Origin of the sequence: Acidisphaera rubrifaciens HS-AP3, assembly GCF_000964365.1 — a bacterium.
GTDB lineage: Bacteria > Pseudomonadota > Alphaproteobacteria > Acetobacterales > Acetobacteraceae > Acidisphaera > Acidisphaera rubrifaciens.
The window spans coordinates 1-820 of sequence record NZ_BANB01000639.1; the positions used below are offsets into that span (position 1 = coordinate 1).

An 820-nucleotide genomic window follows, 5' to 3' on the forward strand; every position below is an offset into this window, starting at 1 on the left:
GGCGGGCGGCGATCGCCGCGGCGATGAGCGACCTGCGTCCCGGCGACGTGCTCGCGGTCGCGGGCAAGGGCCATGAGCAGGGGCAGACGATCGGCAGCGTCACGCTTCCCTTCGACGACCGCACGGTGGTGCGCGCGCTGGCGGGGTTGGCATGACCCCGCTCTGGACCGCGGCCGCGCTCGTCGAGGCGACCGCCGGCGAGGCGTCGGCGCCCTTCGCCGCCACCGGCCTCTCGATCGACAGCCGGACGGTCGCGCAGGGCGACCTGTTCGTGGCGCTGGCGACGGCGACCGGCGACGGCCACGATCATGCCGCCGCGGCGCTCGCGGCGGGGGCCGCCGGGGTGATGCTTCACCGCGCCGTCGAGCTGCCGGACGGCGCGCCCGTCCTGCGCGTGGACGACACGCAGGCGGCGCTCACGCGGCTTGGCGCCTATGGACGCACCCGCTGCCGCGGCCGCATCGCCGCGATCACCGGCAGCGTCGGCAAGACGACCACCAAGGAAATGCTGCGGACGGCGCTGGCCGAGCAGGGCCCGACGCATGCCGCCGCCGCGTCCTACAACAACCATTGGGGCGTGCCTTTGACGCTCGCGCGCATGCCAGCCGATACGGCCTATGCGGTCTGCGAGATCGGCATGAACCATGCGGGCGAGATCGCCCCGCTCGCCCGCCTCGTCCGTCCGCACGTCGCGGTGATCACCGCGATCGAACGGGCGCATATCGGCCATCTCGGCAGCATCGAGGCGATCGCGGCGGAAAAGGCCTCGATCGCGGCGGGGCTGGTGCCGGGCGGGACGCTGATCCTGCCTGCCGACAGT

Annotated in this window: 1 protein-coding gene and 1 pseudogene; both read left to right on the forward strand. The window is 74.0% G+C overall.

The window, feature by feature from the left end; genetic code table 11:
• Nucleotides 1-155: pseudogene (locus tag B8460_RS23470) on the forward strand (UDP-N-acetylmuramoyl-L-alanyl-D-glutamate--2,6-diaminopimelate ligase); the annotation flags it as partial.
• Nucleotides 152-820: UDP-N-acetylmuramoyl-tripeptide--D-alanyl-D-alanine ligase (locus tag B8460_RS15675; protein WP_048862549.1), on the forward strand; the 669-nt coding region annotated here is incomplete at its 3' end. The pseudogene B8460_RS23470 and the gene B8460_RS15675, both read left to right, overlap by 4 nt.